Source organism: Sulfitobacter sp. DSM 110093 (assembly GCF_022788715.1).
Lineage (GTDB): Bacteria > Pseudomonadota > Alphaproteobacteria > Rhodobacterales > Rhodobacteraceae > Sulfitobacter.
Genome location: NZ_CP085167.1, coordinates 1,675,561 through 1,695,840 on the forward strand (window position 1 = coordinate 1,675,561; position 20,280 = coordinate 1,695,840).

17 protein-coding genes and 1 tRNA gene are annotated in these 20,280 nt (G+C 58.7%); 14 read left to right on the plus strand and 4 right to left on the minus strand.

Annotated elements, in window-relative coordinates:
• Positions 1 to 33: 33 nt before the first annotated feature.
• The 12 genes from acuI (at position 34) to DSM110093_RS08250 (ending at position 13,322) form a co-directional block, all read left to right on the plus strand.
• Complete coding sequence (gene acuI, locus DSM110093_RS08195) at positions 34 to 1,020, plus strand: acryloyl-CoA reductase (protein ID WP_243267612.1); 987 nt, start codon at positions 34 to 36, stop codon at positions 1,018 to 1,020.
• Positions 1,021 to 1,086: 66 nt separating this feature from the next.
• Positions 1,087 to 1,512: an HIT family protein gene (locus DSM110093_RS08200; RefSeq protein WP_243267613.1), complete on the plus strand. Its 426-nt coding sequence runs from the start codon at positions 1,087 to 1,089 to the stop codon at positions 1,510 to 1,512.
• Positions 1,513 to 1,689: 177 nt separating this feature from the next.
• Positions 1,690 to 3,327 (plus strand): BCCT family transporter, encoded by a 1,638-nt coding sequence (locus DSM110093_RS08205; protein ID WP_243267614.1) that lies wholly within the window; start codon positions 1,690 to 1,692, stop codon positions 3,325 to 3,327.
• A 100-nt stretch (positions 3,328 to 3,427) separates the two neighbouring features.
• Complete coding sequence (locus tag DSM110093_RS08210; RefSeq protein WP_243267615.1) at positions 3,428 to 4,651, plus strand: aminotransferase class V-fold PLP-dependent enzyme; 1,224 nt, start codon at positions 3,428 to 3,430, stop codon at positions 4,649 to 4,651.
• Positions 4,652 to 4,712: 61 nt separating this feature from the next.
• Positions 4,713 to 6,134 (plus strand): deoxyribodipyrimidine photo-lyase, encoded by a 1,422-nt coding sequence (locus DSM110093_RS08215; RefSeq protein ID WP_243267616.1) that lies wholly within the window; start codon positions 4,713 to 4,715, stop codon positions 6,132 to 6,134.
• Between the two features lie 62 nt (positions 6,135 to 6,196).
• A complete protein-coding gene (locus DSM110093_RS08220; RefSeq protein WP_243267617.1) occupies positions 6,197 to 7,408 on the plus strand; it encodes a cyclopropane-fatty-acyl-phospholipid synthase family protein in 1,212 nt (403 codons plus the stop codon).
• Between the two features lie 36 nt (positions 7,409 to 7,444).
• Positions 7,445 to 7,885 (plus strand): TrgA family protein, encoded by a 441-nt coding sequence (locus DSM110093_RS08225; RefSeq protein ID WP_243267618.1) that lies wholly within the window; start codon positions 7,445 to 7,447, stop codon positions 7,883 to 7,885.
• 5 nt (positions 7,886 to 7,890) lie between these two features.
• Positions 7,891 to 9,024 carry an NUDIX domain-containing protein gene (locus tag DSM110093_RS08230; protein ID WP_243267619.1) on the plus strand — a complete coding sequence of 378 codons (1,134 nt, stop codon included), beginning with the start codon at positions 7,891 to 7,893 and terminating at the stop codon, positions 9,022 to 9,024.
• Positions 9,025 to 9,037: 13 nt separating this feature from the next.
• The gene (locus DSM110093_RS08235; protein WP_243267620.1) at positions 9,038 to 10,072 is read left to right on the plus strand and encodes a cysteine synthase A; all 1,035 of its coding nucleotides are present in this window, start codon (positions 9,038 to 9,040) and stop codon (positions 10,070 to 10,072) included.
• A 5-nt stretch (positions 10,073 to 10,077) separates the two neighbouring features.
• Positions 10,078 to 12,441, plus strand: a complete 2,364-nt coding sequence (locus DSM110093_RS08240; RefSeq protein WP_243267621.1) for a DUF3772 domain-containing protein — start codon at positions 10,078 to 10,080, stop codon at positions 12,439 to 12,441.
• Positions 12,438 to 13,160 carry an alanyl-tRNA editing protein gene (locus DSM110093_RS08245; protein WP_243267622.1) on the plus strand — a complete coding sequence of 241 codons (723 nt, stop codon included), beginning with the start codon at positions 12,438 to 12,440 and terminating at the stop codon, positions 13,158 to 13,160. Before DSM110093_RS08240 ends, DSM110093_RS08245 begins: the two co-directional genes overlap by 4 nt.
• A gap of 72 nt (positions 13,161 to 13,232) precedes the next feature.
• Positions 13,233 to 13,322: transfer RNA gene (locus tag DSM110093_RS08250), tRNA-Ser, on the plus strand.
• A 109-nt stretch (positions 13,323 to 13,431) separates the two neighbouring features.
• Here the strand turns inward: DSM110093_RS08250 and DSM110093_RS08255 are convergent.
• The 4 genes from DSM110093_RS08255 to DSM110093_RS08270 form a co-directional block, all read right to left on the minus strand.
• A complete protein-coding gene (locus tag DSM110093_RS08255) occupies positions 13,432 to 13,722 on the minus strand; it encodes a hypothetical protein (protein WP_243267623.1) in 291 nt (96 codons plus the stop codon).
• Between the two features lie 433 nt (positions 13,723 to 14,155).
• Positions 14,156 to 14,752: a L,D-transpeptidase gene (locus tag DSM110093_RS08260; protein WP_243267624.1), complete on the minus strand. Its 597-nt coding sequence runs from the start codon at positions 14,750 to 14,752 to the stop codon at positions 14,156 to 14,158.
• Between the two features lie 119 nt (positions 14,753 to 14,871).
• Positions 14,872 to 16,509: an FAD/NAD(P)-binding domain-containing protein gene (locus tag DSM110093_RS08265; protein WP_243267625.1), complete on the minus strand. Its 1,638-nt coding sequence runs from the start codon at positions 16,507 to 16,509 to the stop codon at positions 14,872 to 14,874.
• A gap of 128 nt (positions 16,510 to 16,637) precedes the next feature.
• On the minus strand, positions 16,638 to 17,207 hold the full coding sequence (locus tag DSM110093_RS08270) for a DUF882 domain-containing protein (protein ID WP_243267626.1): 570 nt from the start codon (positions 17,205 to 17,207) through the stop codon (positions 16,638 to 16,640).
• 391 nt (positions 17,208 to 17,598) lie between these two features.
• On the opposite strand from DSM110093_RS08270, the gene DSM110093_RS08275 reads away from it, so the two are divergent.
• Positions 17,599 to 19,155: a L,D-transpeptidase family protein gene (locus tag DSM110093_RS08275; RefSeq protein WP_243267693.1), complete on the plus strand. Its 1,557-nt coding sequence runs from the start codon at positions 17,599 to 17,601 to the stop codon at positions 19,153 to 19,155.
• A gap of 33 nt (positions 19,156 to 19,188) precedes the next feature.
• Positions 19,189 to 20,280 (plus strand): UDP-3-O-(3-hydroxymyristoyl)glucosamine N-acyltransferase, encoded by a 1,092-nt coding sequence (lpxD, locus tag DSM110093_RS08280; protein ID WP_243267627.1) that lies wholly within the window; start codon positions 19,189 to 19,191, stop codon positions 20,278 to 20,280.

Sequence of the window (20,280 nt, forward strand, 5' to 3'; positions counted from 1 at the left end):
CCGGTGAGCTGAAAACTGAGAAAGGGATGAATAATGAGCTTTAACACATTGATCGTGAACAAAGACGACGAAGGCAAGACCCACGCCGAGGTAACACAGATCACCGAAGATCAGTTGCCCGCAGGAGAAGTGACGGTTGCGGTAGAATACTCCACCGTGAACTATAAAGACGGGCTTTGCGTCGGGCCGGGGGGCGGCTTGGTGCGGAACTATCCGCATGTGCCGGGGATCGATTTTGCCGGTACCGTAGAAAGCTCTGATGATGAGCGCTACAAGCCCGGTGACAAGGTCGTGCTGACCGGCTGGCGCGTAGGAGAGGCCCATTGGGGCGGTTATTCTCAAAAGGCGCGGGTCAAGGCCGATTGGCTGGTACCACTTCCCGACGGGCTGGATACACGCAAAGCAATGGCAGTGGGCACGGCGGGCTTTACCGCCATGCTGGCTGTGATGGCGCTCGAAGACCACGGAATTAAAATGGGGCCGGTGCTGGTAACAGGCGCGGCTGGCGGCGTGGGGTCGGTCGCTACGGCGATTCTCGCCAATCTTGGCTATGACGTCGCCGCAGTCACCGGACGGCCCGAGACCGAAGATTACCTCAAAAGCCTTGGGGCCACCAAGATCGTCGCCCGAGATGAGATCAACGAGACGGTCAAACGCCCGCTGGAAGGCGAAACTTGGGGCGGCTGCGTTGATGCCGTGGGTGGTGCCATGCTGGCCCGTGTGCTGGGGCAGATGGAATATGGCGCAAGCGTTGCAGCCGTAGGCCTTGCCGGTGGTGCGGCGTTGCCTGCCACGGTGATCCCATTCCTGCTGCGTGGCGTAAACCTTTTGGGTATCGACAGTGTGATGCAGCCCTATGACAACCGCCTGCGTGCGTGGGAGCGGGTGGCCAAAGACCTGCCGATGGAGAAGCTTGACGCGATGATCCAGCCCGCGAGCCTCAGCGATCTGCCCAAACTTGGGGCGGACATCCTGAAAGGTCAGGTCAAAGGCCGTGTGGTCGTCGACGTAAACGCCTGATATGCCTAGGCGCGGGGCGGTGTGGTTAATGAACTGCGCCGCCCCGGCTGCCAAAAGGAGAGCATGATGGCCGACTATGAAGACGACAATATCTTTGCCAAGATCCTGCGCAAAGAAATCCCTAGCTTTAAGGTCTATGAAGACGACAAGACCTACTGTTTTATGGACATCATGCCGCGCGCCGAGGGTCATTGTTTGGTGATCCCCAAATCACCTTGCCGCAATATGCTAGACGCGGGCCCGGCGCAGTTGGCCGATTGTCTGGCAACTGTGCAAAAAGTCAGCCGTGCCTGTTTGCGAGCCTTTGGTGCTGATGGGATAACGGTGCAGCAATTTAACGAAGCTGCGGGCGGGCAGGAGGTGTTCCACCTGCATTACCATATTCTGCCGCGCCATGAGGGTGACAAGCTGCGCCCACCGGGCGTCCAAGGTGACATGGATCGGATCCGCGAACAGGCCGATGCCATTGCAGCCGCGCTCGGGGCAGGTTAACCCCCTCAAACTTACGTCGCAGCAGGCCGCGGATAGGTCGTTTTAGCTAAGTTTCTAAGGGGACTTGGCCGCAAGAGCTTGCCCAATGGTCGCAAGCCTCTATCCTGTTGCGCACGGATGAAAAAAACAGAGGCCATGGTTTCGCATGGTGATCTGTCATCAAAGAGGGAACAGATAATGAGCGATACGAGTTCGCACGGCATCCCCGAGCCTGAGGGCAAGGCGGATGTGATCGATACCGATTATGAGATCGGTCAAGACAATATTGAACGGCAGATCGGGCCGTTCGGATTGGACATCCACAACCCGGTTTTTCTAATTTCGGGGATCGCTGTCGTGATCTTCGTCTTTTATACAATTGCTTTGCCAGAACAGGCCGCCGGCGTTTTTTCGGCGATGTTCAACTTCACCACCAAGAATTTTGATTGGTTCTTGATCGGTTCCGCCGATTTGGTCGTGATCTTTGCGCTTTTGTTGATTGTGACGCCCTTTGGCAATGTCCGCCTTGGCGGCAACGAAGCGGTGGCTGACTACACATATCTGGGCTGGTTCGCGATGCTCTTCGCCGCTGGCATGGGCATCGGGCTGATGTTCTACGGTGTATCCGAGCCGCTGACACATTTCTCGACCTCTATGGGTGAGATCACGACAGAGAACGGCCTGCGCACCGACTGGGCGCCATTGGGGGCTGCAACGGGCGACGAAGCTGGATCGCTGCGCCTTGGCATGGCGGCGACGATCTATCACTGGGGTTTGCACCCTTGGGCGATTTACGCCATCGTCGCATTGGCACTGGCGTTGTTTACTTACAACAAGGGTCTGCCGCTGACGATCCGCTCTGCGTTCTATCCGGTTCTGGGCGAACGTGTTTGGGGCTGGCCCGGGCATATCATCGACACCATCGCGGTTTTTGCCACGCTTTTCGGTCTGGCAACGTCGCTGGGTTTGGGGGCAACCCAGGCCAATGCCGGTCTTAACGAACTCTTCGGCGTGCCGATGGGAACGACATCTGAGATCGTGCTGATTTCCTTGATCACTGCCGTGGCGTTGGTTTCGGTTCTGCGCGGCCTTGATGGCGGTGTGAAGGTACTGAGTGAGGTTAACATGGGGCTTGCCGCATTGCTGGCTCTGTTCACCTTGATCGTCGGGCCAACTGTTTTCTTGCTCACGTTCTTCTGGGACTCACTGGTGGCGTACATTGAGTATCTGCCCGCGCTGGCAAATCCCTTTGGTCGTGAAGACGTGAACTTCTCCCAAGGTTGGACGGCGTTCTATTGGGCGTGGTGGATCAGCTGGTCACCTTTCGTCGGCATGTTCATCGCCCGCGTCAGCCGGGGCCGTACCGTGCGCGAATTCATCGTTTGTGTGCTATTGATCCCATCTGTCGTCTGCGTGCTGTGGATGTCGATCTTTGGCGGCACCGCGATCCATCAGGTGTTGAACGACGGCTATACAGGCGCACAAGATGCCGGTTTGCCGCTGCAGCTGTTCAAAATGCTGGATCAACTGCCGCTGGCGTCGATCACCTCTTTCATCGGCATCGTGCTCGTCGTGGTGTTCTTTGTCACGTCGTCTGACTCCGGCTCGCTGGTGATCGATACGATCACTGCTGGCGGCAAGGTCGATGCGCCGGTGCCACAGCGGGTGTTTTGGTGCATCTTTGAAGGTGCCGTCGCGATCGCGCTGCTGATTGGCGGGGGCTTGGCGGCCCTGCAGTCCATGGTGATCTCCACCGGATTGCTGTTCACGCTGCTGTTGCTGTTCATGTGCTACTGCATCTTCCGCGGTCTGCAAGATGAGCGCAAAATTCGCTAACCATTAGCGACTTGAAGAAAAATTTGAACGGCGGCCTTTCGGGGTCGCCGTTTTCCTTTGAGCGCTTGACCTTAGCCGCGCCTCGGGGGACCTTCGCGCCATGCATATTGATTCCGAGTGGGTCCGCGCCCAATTTCCCGCCTTCGCCGAGCCAAGCCTTCAGGGCCAAGCATTCTTTGAGAACGCCGGAGGGTCATACACCTGTCGGCAGGTCATCGACCGTCTGCACCGTTTCTACACCCAACGGAAGGTTCAGCCCTACGGGGCCTATGCCGCCAGCCGCTTGGGCGGTGAAGAAATGGACGAAGCCCGCAGCCGCATGGCCGCGATCCTTGGGGCCGAGGCAGAGGAACTGAGCTTTGGTCCCTCGACCACACAAAACACCTATGTTTTGGCACAAGCGTTTGGCCAGATGATGCAGCCGGGGGAGGCGATCATCGTGACCAATCAAGACCACGAAGCCAACACCGGCCCATGGCGGCGCTTGGCCGAACGGGGCATCGAAATCCGTGAGTGGCAGGTTGATCCAGAGACCGGGCACCTTGATCCGGCAGCGCTTGAAAAATTGCTTGATGAAAAGGTGCGACTGGTCTGCTTCCCGCATTGCTCCAACGTGGTGGGAGAAATCAATCCGGTGACGGAGATCACAGCACTTGCCCATGCGGCAGGGGCATTCGTTTGCGTCGATGGCGTGTCTTATGCGCCGCACGGGTTTGCCAATGTCGGTGACCTAGGGCCAGATATCTATCTTTTCTCGGCCTATAAAACCTTTGGGCCACATCAAGGTGTGATGGTCATCCGCCGCGCACTGGCGGAATTGCTGCCGAACCAAGCGCATAGCTTTAACGGCGATGTTCTATACAAACGCTTCACCCCCGCAGGGCCAGATCATGCGCAGATCGCGGCAAGCGCGGGGATGGCGGATTATATCGATGCATTCCATGCACATCACATAGGCGGTGCGGCGGAGGCCACGGCGCGGGGTGTTGCCGTACATGACGCCATGCGCGCCCATGAGACAGCGCTGTTGCAACCGCTGCTTGACGCGATGTCGGCGCGTAACTCGGTACGGGTAATCGGCCCCACAAACGCGGATGAACGCGCTCCGACGGTGGCGCTGGCACTTGACCGAAGCGGTGTCGAGTTGGCCCAAGCATTGGCAGAACGCGGGATCATGGCAGGGGGCGGCACGTTTTATGCGGGCCGCGCGCTTTCGGCGATGGGTGTGGATCAGGAACAAGGCGTTTTGCGTCTTAGCTTTACCCATTACACCACCAAGGCAGAGATGGATAAACTGCTGAATGCGCTGGATGATCTGCTCTGAGCCTTGACCCCGGCGCGGGGGCGCTATGTTTCGAGGTCAACCGAGGAGCAAGACCCCAAACGTGAGTGAAAACACCCCGATTATCATGTGGTTCCGCCGCGATCTGCGGTTGAGCGACCATTCAGCATTGGCGGCGGCCTGCGAGACGGGCCGCCCGGTGATCCCGCTTTTCATTCACGATGATCAGTCGGAAGCCTTGGGTGCCGCGCCCAAGTTCCGGCTGGGGTTGGCCTTGGGCTGTCTTAATGAGACGCTGAAGGAAAAGGGCAGCCGCCTGATCCTCCGTCGCGGGGATGCACTGGAGGTGCTGCGCAGCGTGATCAAAGACACCGGGGCAGGCGCAGTGTATTGGAGCCGCCTTTACGATCCAGATGCCATAGACCGCGACAGCCGCATCAAGGAGACATTGAAAGACGATGGCATCGACGCCCAAAGCTTTGCCGGGCATCTGATGTTTGAGCCTTGGACAGTCGAGACCAAGACCGGCGGTTTTTACAAGGTGTTCACCCCCTATTGGAAATCGGTGCGTGGCCGCGATGTGGCCGAGCCGCTGGCGACACCTGATAAGATCACGGCACCCAAGGCTTGGCCCGAAAGCGACGCGCTTGAAAGCTGGCAGATGGACACCGAAATGCAGCGCGGGCGCGATGTGGTGCGCCCCTATGTCCGTCTCGGCGAAGCCGCAGCACAGGCGCGATTAGGGGCTTTCATCGCGCATATCGTCGAAGGCTATGACGACAGCCGTGACCGACCCGGCGAAGATGGCACCTCGGCTCTGTCGGAAAACCTTTCACTGGGCGAAATCAGCCCGGCTCAGTGTTGGCACGCGGGCCAACGTGCCATGCAAGAGGGCAAGCGCGGTGCCGAGACATTCCTGAAAGAACTGACATGGCGCGAGTTTGCCTATCATCTGATGTACCACACGCCGCGCATTCTTGACCAAAACTGGCGCGAGGAATGGCAGGCTTTCCCGTGGAATGAGGATGAGCGCCGCGCCGAGGTGTTGGCGTGGAAACAGGGGCGCACCGGCGTGCCCTTTGTCGATGCCGCCATGCGCGAATTGCAGGTTACGGGCCGGATGCACAACCGGGGCCGCATGATCGTGGCCAGCTATCTGACCAAACACCTGATGTGTCACTGGCGGATCGGCCAGAAATGGTTCGAAGACCATCTGATCGATTGGGACCCGGCCAATAACGCGATGGGTTGGCAATGGGCCGCAGGATCTGGCCCCGATGCGACGCCGTTCTTCCGCATCTTCAACCCAGAAACCCAGCTTGATCGCTTTGACAAAGGCCGCGATTATACCCGCCGCTGGATTGCCGAAGGACGCCCCAAGCCCAGCAAGGAGGCGCTGGCCTATTTCGACGCGATCCCGCGCCGTTGGGGCCGAAGCGCGGATGACGACTATCCCGACCCTATTGTCGATCTCTCAGAAGGGCGCGAACGGGCTCTGGACGCCTATCGCAATCGTGATTTTTAAATTTTTGCCAAACTGCAACCCGCGGTTACAGTGGGTGCCAATAACAAGAACGGAACCGAGGTATGAAGCTGACAACCACCGAGGGGCAGAAGGAACTGCCGCGTTACTTTCCGCAGGTCTTTGCCATGGCGCAAGGGATGCAGCATGGGCGCGTGGATTTCGTCTTGCCCGATGGGCGCGCGTTCCGGGCCGAAGGGGCCAAACCCGGCCCGGTGGCCGAATTGCACATCCATAATGATGATCTGTTCGCTAGGTTGATCCGCGAGGGCGACCTGGGCTTTTGTGACGCCTACCTTGATGAATGGTGGTCGACGCCGGACCTCCAAGCCTTTATGGATCTTGTGCATGCGGGGAATGAGACAGTCTATGACGGTTTCCCCGGCCAAGGACTGCTGCGCCAGTTCGAGAAGTTCCGTTTCTGGCTGCAACGCAACAACCGCAAACAGGCCAAGCGCAACATCAGCAAGCACTATGATCTAGGCAATGAGTTCTACGGTCTGTGGCTTGATGAAACGATGACCTATTCCTCAGCGATGTTCGAAGGCGACGCACAACAATCACTAGAGGCGGCGCAGACGGCTAAATACAAATCCATGGTCGACCAAATGGGCGTGCAGCCCGGCGACCATGTGCTAGAGATCGGCTGCGGCTGGGGGGGGTTCGCGGAATATGCCGCTGCCGAGCGCGGGTTGAACGTGACCGCGCTTACCATCAGCCAAGAGCAGTTCAACTACGCCAAGGAACGCATTGCCAAAGCGGGGCTTTCGGATCTTGTGACCTTTAAATTGCAAGACTACCGCGATGAAACTGGCAGCTACGATGGCATTGCTAGCATCGAGATGTTCGAGGCGGTAGGCGAGAAGTATTGGCCGACCTATTTTGACACGCTGCATCAACGGTTAAAGCCGGGCCGGGCGGCGACATTGCAGATCATCACCGTCGCGGATCGCCGCTGGGAAGTCTATAAACGCGGTGTGGATTTCATTCAAAAGTACATCTTCCCGGGCGGCATGCTGCCCAGCCCCACAGTGCTGCGCCAGCAGGTTGAACGCGCGGGGCTGGTGGTTGACCGCTCGATCGAGTTTGGCAAAAGCTATGATATTACCCTGCGCCGCTGGCATGAGACCTTTAACGAAAGATGGGGCGAAATCAATGCGCTTGGCTTTGATGAGCGCTTTCGCCGGATGTGGAATTTTTACCTCACTTCCTGCGCTGCGACATTTGACAGTGGAAATTGCGATGTAACGCAGATTACGGTACGGCGACCTGTGTGACCGCATTGGCGGTCGCCCCCCGCAAGGAGCCGAAAAATGCCTACCGGTGCACGACTTATGGCCGCGATCTCACTCGCAGTGCTGGCCTTTGTGCTGTCGGGGATGGTCGTGCCCTTGATGCCGGAAAGCACCGATTTTGGGTACTTCCTGCCGCTGAACGTCGTGCTTGGTCTGCTGGTGGGCTGGCGCGTTATGGGCAGGCGTGCCGGGCGCGGTACGGCGGCGGCGATTAACAACGGCTTGGCCGGGGTCTTCGTGCTCATGCTTTGGGCGGTATTCCTACAAGCGGCGAATGAGATGGTTCGGCTTGCCCTGCGCAACCGTTATGATGATCCGTTTGAGGCTATTGTCGCCATCTTTCATATCGGGGCAGAGTTTGGCGTGATGATTGCCACTGTACCGATGGGCGTGGCGCTTGTAATCGGTGCGGTAATCACGGGTCTTTTGACCGAATTTGCCCATAACCGGTGGTCCTAACTATAATGCGAAACTTGTTTATCTACGGAACCTTGCGGCATTTGCCGCTGCTAGAGCTTGTGCTGGGCCGCCCCTTTGGCGCGATTGACCTCAGCGCGGCGCGCTTGCCGGGCTACCGCGTCTCTGCCGCTGCAGAAGGCCCGTTTCCGACCATCGCAAAGGATGAGGGCACTGAAACCTCGGGCCTGCTGCTGCGCGGTCTAAGTGCCAATGATTTTGCCCGCCTCGACTTTTACGAAGGCGCTTTTGACTATGATCTAGTACCGGTAACCTTGGCAGACGGGCAGGCGGCAGAGGGCTATCTGCCGCAACCGGGGCGTTGGACGTCAGAAGGGCCGTGGTCACTGGAGCAATGGGAGGCCGATTGGGCCGCGCTTTCGTGTCACGCTGCGCGCGAGGTGATGAGCTATATGGGGCAACGCCCCCGCGCAGAGGTTGACGCGATGTTTCCGATGATCCGCCGTCGGGCTTATCAGCGAGTGCTGGCAAAGCAGGGCCAGCATGATGCGCGCACCCTAAGCGGCAAAGTCGACATTACTCATCATAGCCGCGTTTACGCGAATTTCTTTGCCCTTGATGAAATCTCTCTGCGGCATGAAACCTTCAGGGGCGGTATGTCTGACCAGATTGACCGTGCGGTTTTCATCGGCGCGGATGCGGCGCTGGTGCTGCCTTATGATCCGGTGCGCGACCGCGTGCTGCTGGTGGAACAAATTCGCATGGGGCCACTGGCACGGGGCGATGAAACCTGTTGGCAGCTAGAACCCATCGCAGGTCATATAGACCCCGGTGAAACGCCGGAGGCCGCCGCGCGCCGTGAGGCGCAGGAAGAGGCCGGGGTAACGCTAGGTAGGCTAGAGCCGGTTGGAAACGTCTATGCCTCTCCCGGCAATGCGACCGAGTTCTTTCACATTTTCGTGGGATTGGCGGATTTGCCGGATCAGATTACCGGCACGGGAGGTTTGGCCTCTGAAGGTGAGGATATTCGCTCACATTTGATGTCCTTTGACGAATTGATAGCTTTGGCTGACGCGCAGACGCTTGCCAATGCGCCGTTGGTAGCAAGCGCCTATTGGCTGGCCCGTCACCGCGAACGCTTGAGGTCCGAGGGCGCGACAGCTAAACCGGACGGAACATGAACTGGGGGCAAACATGCAGGTTGCAAACGATCTGGCCGAGGCCATTGGAAACACACCGCTGATCCGGCTGCGCGGCGCGAGCGAAGCGACGGGCTGCGAAATCTTGGGCAAGGCGGAATTCATGAACCCCGGTCAGTCGGTCAAAGACCGCGCGGCGCTGTTCATCATTCGCGACGCCATCGCACGGGGGGAGCTGAAACCCGGCGGAACGATTGTCGAAGGCACGGCTGGCAATACAGGCATCGGGCTGGCGCTGGTTGGCGCGTCGATGGGGTTCAAAACCGTCATTGTTATTCCTGAGACACAATCTCAGGAAAAGAAAGACATGCTGCGTCTTGCCGGTGCCGAACTGGTGCAGGTACCCGCAGCACCGTACAAAAACCCCAATAACTTCGTACGCTATTCGGAACGTTTGGCGAAGGAACTGGCAAAAACCACGCCCGAAGGGGTGATCTGGGCGAACCAGTTCGACAATACTGCCAACCGTCAGGCCCATATCGAAACCACCGGCCCCGAAATCTGGGACCAAACCGGCGGTAAGGTTGACGGCTTCTGCTGTGCAGTCGGTTCCGGCGGCACGCTTGTTGGCGTCGCCATGGCGCTTCAGCCCAAGGGCGTGAAGATCGCGCTGGCCGATCCCGATGGTGCGGCGCTGCATAACTTTTATACCGAGGGCGAGTTGAAATCCGAAGGCAGCTCGATCGCCGAAGGCATCGGGCAGGGGCGGATCACCGCCAACCTTGAAGGCTTCACACCGGACTACAGCTATAACATCTCTGACGAAGAAGCCCTGCCGGTGGTCTTTGACCTGCTGGAGAACGAAGGGCTCTGTCTTGGCGCATCTTCGGGCGTGAACGTGGCAGGCGCCATGCGCATGGCGAAAGAGATGGGGCCGGGGCATACGATCGTTACCGTCCTTTGCGATTTCGGCACGCGCTATCAGTCCAAGCTCTTTAATCCAGAGTTCCTGCGCGAGAAGGGGCTGCCGACGCCCGGCTGGCTTGATGCCGCGCCACAATCCATTCCAGGTGTTTTCGAGGATACATGACCCAAATGCTCCGCTTCGCCCTTGGCCTTACCGCGTTGCTGGTCTGGCTGACCGGCGCTGCTGTCGCACAAGAACCGGCCCTGCCGGACTTCAACGAATGGGAAACCGTTGCGTCAACCGCTGAAGAAGCGATTGACGCGACGGATACCACCGAAACTATGCTAGAGGTGCAGCGCGCCCGGCTGGTTGAGTACCGCACGGAATTTGACGCTGCGCGCAACCTGAACGCGGCGCGGATCAGCGCCCTGCGTGAGCAGTTGGCGGCACTTGGCACGGCCCCCGAGAGCGAAGTCGCCGAGCCGGAATCCCCCGAGGTTGCGGCCAACCGTGAAGAGCTCAACCGTCAGCTTAACACCCTACTGACGCCGGTGCAGCGCGCCGAATCGGCTTATCTGCGGGCCGACGCGCTGATTGGCCAGATCGACGTGGCGCTGCGCGAGCGCCAGACCGAGCAGTTGATGGAGGTCGTCTCAACCCCGTTAAATCCAGTGCATTGGCAAACGGCAATCAATGATCTGATCGTCGCAGCGGGCGAGATCGCGAGCGAAGCCCCCGATAAGGCGGAAACCGCACGCCGTAGCATTCGATCATCGCTGCCCGCCGTGCTGGCTCTTACCGTTCTGGGTTTGGTGTTGATCCTTCGTGGGCATCATTGGTCAACAGCGATTGTCGGACGTTTACAGCGCTTTGGTGCGCGCGGCTTTGGCATTTGGCGCTTTGTCGTTTCGCTTCTGCGGATTATTCTGCCGACGGTGGGTATGGTCTTGCTGGTCATGGGCGTATTGGCGACCGGTTGGCTTGGGCCGCGTGGGTCGGCCCTGCTGCAACTGCTCCCCGCGATTGGCGGTGCGATGTTGGGCGTACGCTGGGTGGCCGAACGTGTGTTTTCCCGCGACGAAGATGAGGCGCTGATCCTGCTGCCGCGGCCCGAGCGTAAGGCCGTTCGCTTTTACGTAAGCATCATAACCGTCACCGTGCTTTTCGGTGCCCTCATCGATGCTATCTTTGATGGGGTCCAACCGGCAGAAACAACCGAAGCCGTGCTGCGTCTGCCTGTCTTGCTGATCAGTGCCTTTGCGCTGTTCCGTATCGGCCGGATTCTGCATGGTCACAGCGACCCAACCCCTGACGAAACGCCAGCCTCTGAGGAACCCCGCGTTTCCACGCTAAGCCGTGTGGTGCGCGGATTGGGCTTGGGGGCGATGATCGTGGCCATCGTGTCGCCGCTGTTGCTAATCAGCGGCTACTACAACGCTGCCGTGTCGCTGTTGCCGCCCTATGTCACCACGCTGGTTCTGCTGGGGTTAGTCATGACCCTGCAACGGTTCTTGGCGGATGTTTACGGCGCGATGACCGGGCAGGGAGTGCAGGCACGCGATGCGCTGATGCCGGTGTTCTTTGGCCTGATTCTGCTGCTACTGTCCTTGCCCGTCATGGCGCTGGCATGGGGTGCGCGGGTCACCGACCTGACCGAACTTTGGGCGCTGTTTAGCCGGGGCTTTGCCTTTGGCGAAACGCGCGTCCGTCCGACGGATTTCCTGTCTTTCGCAGTGATCTTTGTCATCGGTTATGGCGCGACCCGTCTCATTCAAGGTGCACTGCGCAGCAACGTGCTGCCCAAAACCCGGATGGATATCGGCGGGCAGAATGCTATCGTCTCGGGCATCGGCTATGTCGGTATCTTCCTTGCTGCGCTGCTGGCGATCACTGGCGCAGGGATCGACCTTTCGGCGCTCGCCTATGTCGCCGGTGCGTTGTCGGTTGGTATTGGTTTTGGTCTGCAAAACGTTGTGTCGAACTTTGTTTCGGGCATCATTCTATTGATCGAACGCCCCATCTCTGAAGGGGATTGGATCGAGGTGGGGGGCCAGATGGGCTATGTGCGCGACATCTCTGTGCGCTCAACGAGGATCGAAACCTTTGACCGCACTGATGTGATCGTGCCCAACGCGGACCTGATCAGCGGCACGGTCACCAACTACACGCGGGGCAACACCGTGGGGCGCCTGATCGTCCCTGTGGGCGTCGCCTATGGCACCGACACCAAGCGTATCGAAGGCATCCTAGAAGAGATCGCCAAATCCCAGCCCATCGTGCTGACCAATCCCCCGCCTGCGGTGCTTTTCCTGAACTTCGGTGCCGATGCTTTGGAGTTCGAGGTGCGTTGTTACCTGCGTGACGTCAATTGGATGATGAAAGTCAAGAATGACATCAATCACGCCATCGCCGCCCGTTTCAAAGAAGAGGGAATCGAAATTCCCTTTGCGCAACGTGATCTTTGGCTGCGCAACCCCGAGGCATTCAAACCCGAAGTTGCCGATAACCCTCAAGCGGATGAGAGCAACGATAAACCGGAGCCTCTGACATGACCGGTGAACTGTTCCGCGAGGATGCCTATCTGCGCGATGCGCCAGCCCGTGTGGCGGCCCATACACCGGAAGGCGGAGTCATCTTGGATAAATCCCTCTTCTATCCTACAGGGGGCGGTCAGGCTGGCGACAGCGGCTGGCTGACATGGGACAAGCAACTGCTTTCAATCGCGACCACCGTGCGCGATCGCGACAGCGGCGGCATCGCGTTGGTCCCCGCGGAACCCCGCGCGCTGCCCCCGGTGGGGGCCTATGTCACGCAAGAACTCGACTGGGACCGCAGGCACAAACACATGCGCGTCCATACAGCGCTGCATCTGCTGTCCGTTGTGATCCCGCATGCCGTGACAGGTGGGCAGATTTCGGCCAGTCATGGGCGATTAGATTTTAACATGCCCGACGCACCGCAAGACCGTGATGAGTTGGAAGGGGCGTTGAACCACTTCGTTTCGCTTGATGCACGGGTCAGCGAAGACTGGATTACCGAAGATGAACTTGATGCATCACCGGAACTGGTCAAAACAATGTCCGTCGCGCCGCCACGCGGGCGCGGGGATATTCGGCTAATCCGTATAGGTGAGCCGGCAGAGCCCATTGATTTGCAGCCCTGTGGCGGCACCCATGTCGCGCGGACTGGCGAAATCGGCGCGCTTCGCCTTGGAAAGATTGAGAAAAAGGGCCGTTTGAACCGCCGCGTCTACCTCCATCTTGGTGGCTGATTAAATTTATCGGCTTCGGGGGGATTTCGCTCTTGCAACTCACTGTCCCCCCAAGCTAAACCGCGCATCAACGGAGCGGTGGCCGAGTGGTCGAAGGCGCACGCCTGGAAAGTGTGTAGGCGGGAGACCGTCTCCAGGGTTCGAATCCCTGTCGCTCCGCCATTTACCTTTTTAAGGTGAGACACGACGCTGCCCAGTTCGGCAAGCCGTCTAGATCAAGAAAAAGCCCGGCACCTTTCGGTCCGGGCTTTTCCTGTTTTACGCCAAACTATCAGCGCGAGTCGTTGCCGGGGCCGTAGCCGCCATAGGCAAAGCCTTCGCCCAAGCTGCTTTGCGGACCACTGGTCGAGAATGTGGCGACCGGGTGGTTGTGGTCACCAAAGGTGTCGAGCCGCAGGTCAGCAGCGCGGTTATTGGGGCGGGTGTCGCTTGCGCCTTCGGCATAGATGACATCCGCTGTCACAGAGGTATCCAGCCGCAGATCTTCGTAGCGCGTTGACTGGCCAGCAAAGCTTGCTGTTGCTATCAAAGTGGCGGCGGCTGTTGCGATAAAGAGTTTCATTTTGGGTCCTTTCAAGGTTGTGGAAAGGGCATCGGCTTTCGCGCTCTGGGAGGAAGCGGGGAGGTCGGGAGGCCCGTTCGATACAATGATATTAAAGCGTTGCGATGGCCGGTTACAAAGCAACTCAGATCACCGGTCTGTGTCGCAGCGAGACTGGGCGCGATTGGATCGTAACACTGCGGTCGGATATGGTAATAATTTGATATTGCTCAAATTATTCAAGACCCGCGCCCCAAAAGAACCCCTCAAAATCCCGTCGAATTGACGCGCCAACCTTTGTTACAACGCTGTCTCAGTATGGTGATCAATCTGGCCGCACGAACTGCTCCTCTGCGCGTGTAAATTGTTACAAACTGAACCTATGATTTAGGCACAAAAAAAGCCCGAGATGGATAATCTCCATCCCGGGCTTCGGTTTTTACCTGATGCTCCGTCAGGTCAGTGGTTCGTAAAGCACCACGCGGGTATTCATCGGCACGCGGTCATAAAGCTCCGCCATTTGATCGTTTACCAAACGCGCACAGCCGTTCGAAACACGCTTGCCCAAGGTGCTGGGATCGTTGGTGCCGTGGATGCGTAGAAACGTATCCCCACGTCCTTCCGTGAAGAGGTACAGCCCGCGCGAGCCAAGCGGGTTGTCCACGCCGCCTTCCATACCATCGGAATATTTAGCGTATTTGTCGGGTTCACGGTCAATCATATCTGGGGTGGGAGTCCAGCTTGGCCATTCCTTTTTGGCGCCCACGTAGAACTCACCGGATTCGTACAGACCCGGACGTCCAACGCCCACGGCATAACGCCACGCCATATTGTCAGGGAGCGTCCAGTAGAGTGCGAAACTGTCGGGATCGACGTGAATTTCATAGGGCGGCGCGCCTGCGGCAATCGGCACCATGCGCGGCATCATGTCTGGCGGCACATCATAGGTCGGCAGTTCTTGGGGCGGCTGCGCAAGCGCCGGTGTCGCAAGGGCTGCGCCAAGCGCTGCGCCGCTGGCGGCCACGCTGGTAATGAAATGTCGTCTTCTCATTGTGTCGTTCCCCTATTCTTCAATCTCGTGTTGAGAAACAAACCCCCTTCGGACGGCGTCGTTCCAAGAAGAGCGAAGGATCACGAACTGTTGTAACTTTTCTGCCGCCAATCAGCGCGTCATTTCATTAACCGTTGAACGAAGCCCTCGGCCCAACGATCAGCGGATTGGCCAAAGCAATCATGAAGCGAATCCACTGCCGTTACACTGCCAAGTGCCAAGCGCCCGAGCAAGCACAGGCCGGGCACGGGGCTTCCGTTCCGGTCGCACACAGTGCCGTCAGACCCAACCGCCGCAGCCAGATCGTCGGAAATCGGAGCGACCAAGCCCTTCGAAATGAGATCGGGCAGGGGGGGCACGTTGATGTTGTGCAAATTAGGCGTGGGCAGCACCGCGTCTATGATCACAGAGACCTCACTGTGCTCGCCCTCCGCTTTCAGGGTCCAGCCCTGCGCTGTTTCGGCAATCTCTGGGTTCGCGGAAAAAGACAGGTCCACCCGGCCCGCGTCGATCAGGGCCAAGAGTTCACGGGCCGAAGATAGGGGCGGGCCGTAGGAATACCGCTTTAGCCCCTCGTCGAAAGCAATCAGAACGTTGGCCGTCTCGGGTGCTATTTGCCGTGGGTTGAAGCCGGAGCGCCATGCGTCCTGCCACTTACGCCAGACTTGGCCTAGCGCATAACCGATGGTTGGCGCGGTTTGACCAGAGGCCAGTTCAATCCCGTGGCGGAGAGCCTCCATCGGGTTTTGACGGTCCTGAGAGCCGGGGGCAGACCATTCGGCCGCGAGCCATTTCAAAACCTCAGCTTTGGTCACATCTTGGGCCATAAGAATGCGTGTCACCACGGGCGCCAAGGCGGCGGAGATGAGAGAGGATGCTGTCTGCGGGGTAGCCCTGACCGCTGCGGAGACAGCTTGCGCAAAATCTTTGGTCTCGCTCCGCAGTGGCTCAAAAAGCGCGTCTAGTGTTTCATCTCGTGGTTTGGGAAAGGGGGGCTGGCCGTTTAACGAGAAGGGCAGAATGCAGTCAGGCTCCCGGGCCGATGCATGATACCCCACCGTGTCGAAGTGACCGCCCTGCGCAACGGTGAGGCTGCGTAAAACGTCAAAGGTCGATAGCCCCAGCCCGCGAATGGCCACCCGTTTGCCCGACCACTCTGTTGCGCGCTTATGCAGTTCTGCCGCAGGATAGGCCTGCGCGAGCTCGCCCTCCGTCTGTGCGGCATGACGTTGCCACTTCGCCCATTGGTCATCCGGCTCTACCGAAGGTTGGCCAAGGGTAAGAAGCACTTCATCGTATAGCGCAGGCGCGCAGTTCTCTAAATGAATGCGCCAGTTGCGTTCCTCTTGCGTCAGCCGCTTAACATGGGCGCGGACCAACGTGAGCTTTGCATCGGTTTTTGTGAAACCTTGCCTGAAAAGATCAACACGCCGCGCTTCCAGATAGCGGCCCATATCGGCCCGGGACGGAAATTCGTCGGGGTTTATCGGGGGCACTTGCCAGTCAGCAAAACTGCCAACAAGCGATCCCTGCGGCGGTCGAATGGCGATGTCGCGGTAGGGTAGGTTGAGCAGGCAATACTCTGGCTCGGACGGCGCGAAATTTGGTCCTGCGCCGGGGAAGGGACTGGGCTCATAAATATCGATCTGGATGCGGTGAGTGGTTCCCTCTAGCCGCTGAGAGAGGGCCTCCAACGCACCAAGTCCGCGTGGGCCGAAGCCTATTATGGCAATCCTTCCAGTCGCATCTGCACGCATATCTGTTTCCACTCTATTCCCGCGCGACCGTAAACGCAGGCCAGTGGCGGGGAAAGACCACAGGAACAACAAAAAAGGCACCCGAAGGCGCCCTAATTAAATCAGTCGTCTGGCAACCGGTGCTGCGATCAGCCGCCCCAGCTCCGGACCGCGCCACAATCCATATGGGTAAAGTTGGAACCGGAATAGCGCCCAACACCGCCACCGCTGCAAGCAATCGCGGCACGGGCAACCTGATGCACGGAACGCGATGCAAGACGCAGATCAGCGGCCTGACCTTTGAGGTGCAGCGAATTCTTGGCCACACCGCTAGAGCGGGAGCGCAGCATAGCGTTCGTCTTGGGGCTGCGGTAGCCGGACAAAAGCATATAAGGCTCGTTCACATCCAACAGGTTATGCGACGCGGCCATGATGTCCACGGTGCGCAGGTCCATGTTGATGACGTCATCTGTCCGCCAGTCGCGCATGAAATGGTTGATCTCGGCAAAAGCGTCTTTGATATAGTGACCTTCGATCCAATAGATCATATCCAGTCGCTCACCCGTGCGGCCGGAGTACATACGGATGCGGCGGATATCGCCAGCGCCACGCAAAAAACCTGCCGCGTTGGAGAAGGTGGGGGCTGCTGCAACAGTGGTTGCTGCGAATGCACCCAAAAGGGCGCGTCGGGTCATCCCCGAGGAGCTTTTGCCTGTCATGTGTCTCTGTCCCGTTGTCTGCCTAAGTTACCCAAGATGTTACATGGGCCATTCATCTCATCCCCAGATGCAACATTGTTATTGCATAGGGGGAAAATCTGACCAAGGCCTGAATCGGAAAGGTTCCCGAGCGCATCAAATTTAGGCAATTTTTTGCGCAAAGTGATTAAAACCTCCAACGTTTACAGGGAAAAGCGATGCGCGATACGCACATTCGGGAACCTGATTTTCGGATGAACGGAAATTTGAATGGACTTGCGCACGTTAATATTGGCAAACCAAACAGAGATTAAAGTCGCTTGGCGGCAGCGGTATATTAACGGGGAACAACATGGCATTCAGCGCGACTTTTTCACGGCATCTGCCCAATCTATTTGGGGGGTTGGCCCTAATGATCGCGGCGCTGGTTATGGCGGCGCCCGTGGGGGCACAGGTCACTGCATTTAGACAAGCGGTCGCCGAAGCCGCAGCCCAAGACGATGACATCGCAGCCTTTTACCGTGAGAATGATTATACCGCGATTTGGACAGGCGCCGATGACACGCATCGCGCCCGCCGTTCTGAATTGCTTCGCGCGATCTCTGTCGCCGATGGCCACGGGCTGCCCGTCACCCGCTATAACCCCGACGCCATCTTGGAAATGCTGCGCGATGCACAATCCCCGCGCGACCGTGGTTTCGCCGAGGTAGAGATGAGCCGCGTGTTCCTGCGCTATGCGCGTGACGTGCAAACCGGCGTATTGATCCCCAAGCGCATAATCAGCCAGATCGTGCGCGAAATCCCCTATCGTGACCGCAAGACCTATCTGCAAGATCTTCCGAAAGCTTCTCCTGCCGCTTTCTTTCGCGCACTGCCCCCCCGCAGCCTTGAGTATAACGCGTTGCTCAAAGAAAAAATTGTGATGGAAAAACTGTTGTCGCAGGGTGGTTGGGGGCCAGCCGTGCCCGCAGGAAAGCTTGAGCCGGGCGATACAGGCAACGATGTCATTGCACTGCGCAATCGTTTGATCGCGATGGGCTACCTGAAACGTTCCAATGCCGTGGGCTATGACGCCACCCTCACCGATGCCGTCCGCCAATTCCAAGAAGCGCATGGGCTGAACACCGATGGTGTGGCCGGTGCTGCGACGATGAAGCAGATCAACATCGGCGTAGAACAACGGCTCCAGTCGGTCATGGTCGCGTTGGAACGGGAGCGTTGGTTCAACACGGATCGGGGCAAACGTCACGTCCTTGTCAACATCCCTGACTTTTCGGCAAAGATCATCGACGATGGGAAAACCACGTTCCAGACCCGCTCTGTCGTTGGTGCCGCGCGCGAAGACCGCCCGACGCCCGAATTCTCAGACGTGATGGAGCATATGGTCGTGAACCCAAGCTGGTATGTACCGCGTTCGATCGTCACCGGTGAATATCTGCCACAGCTCAAGCGCAACCCCTACGCAGTCGGCCATATCGAAATCACAGACAGCCGGGGCCGCAAGGTGAACCGGGGCGCGGTCAACTTTAACAGATACACCGCGCGGACTTTCCCCTTTGCCATGCGTCAGCCGCCCAGCAACACCAATGCTTTGGGACTGGTGAAGTTCATGTTCCCGAACAAATACAACATCTACCTGCATGACACCCCCGCCAAGAGCCTGTTTGACCGCGACGTTCGCGCCTTCAGCCATGGCTGTGTCCGTTTGGCCGAACCGTTTGAATTTGCCTATGCGTTGATGGCTCCGCAGTCTGTGGATCCCGAAGGCGAGTTCCAAGCCATTCTGCGCAGTGGCCGCGAGACCCGCATCGTGCTGGAGCAGCAGGTTCCCGTGCATCTGATCTACCGCACCGCCGTGACCAACGCCCGTGGCCACACCGAATACCGCGATGACGTTTATGGCCGAGATGCGCTGATCTGGAAGGCACTTGCCAAGGCGGGGGTAGCCTTGCGCGGCGTTCAGGGGTAACTCTCGGGCGCGCAATAAGTAAGGGCCGCCCAGATGACCTATAGTGTTCAGCAAATCGCCAAAGCCGTCGGCGCCACCGCCGAGGGCGACATCGAACTAAAGGTCAGCGGCGTGGCCGAACCGGCCAGCGCCAAACAGGGTGAGATGGCGCTGGCGATGGACCCGCGCTATGCCAGCAGCCTTTCTGAGGGTGCCGCCGAGGTGGCAATGCTTTGGGAGGGCGCGGATTGGCGGGCTCTGGGTCTCAAGGCGGCAATCTTGCCGAACCGCCCGCGCTATGCGCTTTCCGGTGTGACGCGCATGCTCGACAAGGGGCAGGGCTTTGCCCCCGGTATTCATCCTTCGGCGGTGATCGACCCCGATGCGGTGCTCGGCGATGATGTCTCTATCGGGCCTTTGGCAGTCATCTCGGCTGGGGCGCGGATCGGCGCGGGCAGCGTGATCGGGCCGCTTTGTTTCGTGGGTGTGGATGCGACATTGGGCGAGGGCTCTTTCCTCCGCGAACACGTCAGCATCGGCGCGCGGGTCACCATTGGGCCGCGCTTCATCGCGCAGTCGGGTGTGCGCTTGGGCGGGGATGGGTTTTCTTTTGTCACGGCAGAGTTGTCCACCGTCGAAAAAGCCCGGCAAACGCTGGGCGATCAAGGCGATGCCGCGCCGCAGCCTTGGACACGCATCCATTCACTCGGCGCTGTGACCATCGGCGCGGATGTTGAGATGGGCATGGGCTCCACCATCGACAACGGCACCATCCGTGACACGCAGGTGGGCGACGGTACGAAAATCGACAACCTCGTGCACATTGGCCACAACGCGGTGATCGGCAAAAACTGTTTGCTCTGCGGGCAGGCCGGCGTCGGCGGTTCGACCCGCGTTGGCGACAATGTCGTGCTCGGCGGGCAGGTTGGTCTGGCCGATAATATCACCATCGGTGACCGGGTGATCGCGGGCGGCGGGACGATTGTGTTGTCCAACGTGCCCGAGGGCCGAACCATGTTGGGATACCCCGCCACGCAGATGAGCAAGCAAACCGAAATCTACAAAGCACTGCGTCGCTTGCCCAAGCTGCTGCGTGATGTCGCGGCTTTGCAAAAGGTGGTTTCCAAAACCGACAAGGCTGACTAA